This window comes from uncultured Gemella sp., assembly GCF_963519265.1.
Classification (GTDB): Bacteria; Bacillota; Bacilli; order Staphylococcales; family Gemellaceae; genus Gemella.
This window is the reverse complement of sequence record NZ_CAUQNQ010000127.1, coordinates 1-3271: the sequence shown is the minus strand read 5'-3', so window position 1 is coordinate 3271 and position 3271 is coordinate 1. Positions and strand designations below refer to the sequence as shown.

Below are 3271 nucleotides of genomic sequence, written 5' to 3'. Positions count from 1 at the left end.
CAAAAGATAAAGCAGAAGTTTATAGAATGCTTAAAGCTGGAAGTGAAAAAGCTGAGAAAGTTGCAGCTGCTACTTTAGATGAAGTAAAAGATGCAATGGGAATCAACTACTTCAAAAAATAAATTATTTTATAGAGAGTGACTCGACAAAATCGATTTCTTTGAAATAACGATTTTGTCGAGTCACCTCCGCACAGTTTATTAGATATCTAAAAAGCTTTTATAAAGCAAATTTAGATATCAATAAACTACTGCATCTATGAGTTTATATATAAATTTTTTAAAAATTTTAAGACTTTTGGGTCAACCTCTTAGATATTTAATCTATTTTTCTAAATAAACAAAGGAGGTCCTATGGCAAAAAGAAAAAAACAACAATTATCACTGTTTTCATTAATTTCTATTGCTATAGTAATTTTAGCTGCATTTGCTATTACATACTATACCAATAAATCGTCAAATAACAGTGCCAACACTGCAACTTTCGCTAGTGTCTCAAAAATACCCGATGATATACTTAACTTACTTACAGCACCTAAAGAAAGTGAAGCAACTGATAATAATAAATATAAAGTATTAAACAATAATAATCCTTACTTCGCTAAGGAAGATTTATCTACTACATCATTTGAAAACTATAGTCCTTTAGATAAACTTGGTCGTGTTGGACAAGCAAACGGAATTATAGGTATTGATTTAATGCCAACTGATAAGCGCGAAGAAATCGCGCATGTTCGCCCTAGTGGATGGCAAAGTAACAGAGGAACTCATGTTTACGATAGATCACATTTAATAGCATTCCAACTTGCCGGAGAAAATGACAATGATAAAAACTTAATGACAGGAACAAGATTTATGAACCTTAACATGATACCTTTTGAAAATGAGGTTGCTGATTATGTTAAAAAAACTAAAAAGCACGTTAGGTATCGTGTAACTCCTGTTTTCAGAGGAGATGATTTAGTTGCACAAGGCGTAATTATGGAAGCAATGTCAGTTGAAGATAATGGTAAAAGTGTTAAATACAACGTATTCTTACCAAACTTCCAAAAAGGAATCACTATCGACTATAAAACAGGAAAATATACTGTGAAATAAAGCTAAGACTTCGAACCTAAAATAAGTTCGAAGTCTTTTCTTAATCTTTCTTTATAAATTTTTCTGCAATTGCTAAACTTATTACAAGTAATAAAATTGCTCCAGCCCATATTAATACACTGTAAGGATCATCGTGTTGAACTATTATTAATCTTATAATTGCTGTTATTCCAATATAAATAAAATATCGCAGAGGAAAATGATAATTATTTTTAAAATATTTTACTATTAAAGCCACAAATTCGAAATATAGGAAAAACACCAATATCCCCTCTACAAAATGTTGATAATTCCCTTGATCTGCTAAAAATTTAGCACCTTCATAAAATATTTCTTTTGCTTCCATTATTAATCCAAATGATAATAGCACTCCTATAATTAACAATCCTATATTCATTATCCAAAGAAAAACATCGGATATTATTTTACTAAATTTCTCCATTTTTCACCTCTAAAATTTTAGTTCATGAACAATTATATCACAATGAATATTAATATAATAATAAAATTACTTATGAAATTATATATACTTCTAAGTTTTTTCTATGCTATAATATGGAAAAGGAGGTTTTTATGATTACACTTAAAAAAATAGAAGAAAAACATCTACCTGATTTATACAATTTAATTTACTCTTCAGAAACTCCTGAATGGAGTAAATACAATGCACCTTATTTTAACGAATTTAAATTTATAGATTTAGAAACTTTCTTATTAAAAAATCATCATGAATATTTCTTAAGTGAACGTGTCTTAGGCATATTTTTAAATGATAAACCAATCGGCATTGTTACTTATTATTGGGAAAGCTTAGCTACTCGATGGTTAGAAATTGGGATAGTAATATATGATCAGAATATCTGGGCAAAAGGTATAGGCTATGCTGCTTTATACAAATGGATTGAGATATGTTTTAATAGATTTCCTGAAATACAACACATTGGTCTAACTACTTGGAGTGGAAACACTAGAATGATGAAACTTGCAGAAAAAATAGGACTTCTTTGTGAAGCAAGAATTAGAAAAGTTAGATATTACAACGGCTTATATTATGATTCTGTAAAATATGGTATATTACGAGAAGAATTTAATTCTATTAGTTACTAGGAGGATAAAAATGATATTTCAATATGGAACTATGGCAGGAATTATAGAAGGTGCTTATAGTGGAAGCATGACTATAGAAGAACTACTGAAATGCGGCAATTTTGGAATTGGTACATTTGATGGCATTGATGGTGAAATGGTAATTTTAGATAGTAAAATTTATAAAACAGATTATTTCGGTAATTCATATCTTCAATCAATCAAAGAAAGTACACCATTCGCTACAATTACTACATTCGAAAAAGAATACCAAAAATTTGATAATCTTACATTTAAAAACTTATTAGAAAAAGTTCAAGATTACTTGAATCAAAATTATTTCTATGCTATAAAAATTTCAGGAATCTTTCAAAAAATGAATACTAGATCTCCCAAAAAACAAGAAAAACCATATCCACCTCTACTAGAAGTACTAGAGAATCAAAATATTTTTCATTATGAAAATACACAAGGTACAATAGTTGGTTTTTTCTCTCCTTATTACGCTCAAGGACTAGGCGTTGGTGGATTTCATTTACACTACATTAGTAATGATTTAAAAGCAGGTGGTCATATCTTTGATTTCGAAATATTAAACGGTCTTGTAGAAATTTCTAAACCTTTAAATTATTCATTAAAATTACCAGAAAATGACGAATATCAAAATATAAAAATAGATGAAACAACTCTTCATCAAAAAATCAGTATCGCAGAAGTTAAAAACTAAAAATTAAAATTACACTAGGAATTTAAGTAGTAAAATACACCTATATTCCTAGTGTATTTTTTCTCATACCCTAAATTTGACAGAAATCCATTATAAAGAAAAAAGATGACTAGCAAATCGCTAGCCATCTTTTTCTTTATAAACTATTATTTAGTTTTTTTCTTAGGTGCATGTAGACATAAGTCAACACAGTCAGTCATAGCTTCATATAAAGCTTCAGAGAATGTTGGGTGACCATGGATAATATCCATAACGTCATCAATTGTCATCTCTGTTTGGATTAAAGTAGATCCTTCGTTGATTAACTCAGCTGCAACTGGTCCTACAATGTGGATACCTAAGATTTCTCTGTATTTAGTAT

4 protein-coding genes and 1 pseudogene are annotated in these 3271 nt (G+C 29.0%); 3 read left to right on the top strand and 2 right to left on the bottom strand.

The window, feature by feature from the left end:
- The first annotated feature begins 353 nt into the window (after nucleotides 1-353).
- A complete protein-coding gene (locus RWN11_RS07850) occupies nucleotides 354-1097 on the top strand; it encodes a DNA/RNA non-specific endonuclease (protein WP_314161177.1) in 744 nt (247 codons plus the stop codon).
- 40 nt (nucleotides 1098-1137) lie between these two features.
- Here the strand turns inward: RWN11_RS07850 and psiE are convergent, their stop codons facing one another.
- Nucleotides 1138-1539 carry a phosphate-starvation-inducible protein PsiE gene (psiE, locus tag RWN11_RS07845; RefSeq protein WP_314161176.1) on the bottom strand — a complete coding sequence of 134 codons (402 nt, stop codon included), beginning with the start codon at nucleotides 1537-1539 and terminating at the stop codon, nucleotides 1138-1140.
- Between the two features lie 131 nt (nucleotides 1540-1670).
- Between psiE and RWN11_RS07840 the strand changes: the two genes are divergently transcribed.
- On the top strand, nucleotides 1671-2204 hold the full coding sequence (locus tag RWN11_RS07840) for a GNAT family protein (RefSeq protein ID WP_314161175.1): 534 nt from the start codon (nucleotides 1671-1673) through the stop codon (nucleotides 2202-2204).
- Nucleotides 2205-2214: 10 nt separating this feature from the next.
- Nucleotides 2215-2910 (top strand): acetolactate decarboxylase, encoded by a 696-nt coding sequence (gene budA, locus RWN11_RS07835; RefSeq protein WP_314161174.1) that lies wholly within the window; start codon nucleotides 2215-2217, stop codon nucleotides 2908-2910.
- 146 nt (nucleotides 2911-3056) lie between these two features.
- Here budA and RWN11_RS07830 read toward each other — a convergent pair.
- Nucleotides 3057-3271, bottom strand: a pseudogene (locus RWN11_RS07830) (dihydrolipoyl dehydrogenase); the annotation flags it as partial.

What these genes read in the sequence shown, in the direction of transcription:
- RWN11_RS07840 (WP_314161175.1), top strand. Translation starts at nt 1,671, where the DNA reads ATGATTACACTTAAAAAAATAGAAGAAAAACATCTACCTGATTTATAC.
- psiE (WP_314161176.1), bottom strand. Translation starts at nt 1,539, where the DNA reads ATGGAGAAATTTAGTAAAATAATATCCGATGTTTTTCTTTGGATAATG.
- budA (WP_314161174.1), top strand. Translation starts at nt 2,215, where the DNA reads ATGATATTTCAATATGGAACTATGGCAGGAATTATAGAAGGTGCTTAT.
- RWN11_RS07850 (WP_314161177.1), top strand. Translation starts at nt 354, where the DNA reads ATGGCAAAAAGAAAAAAACAACAATTATCACTGTTTTCATTAATTTCT.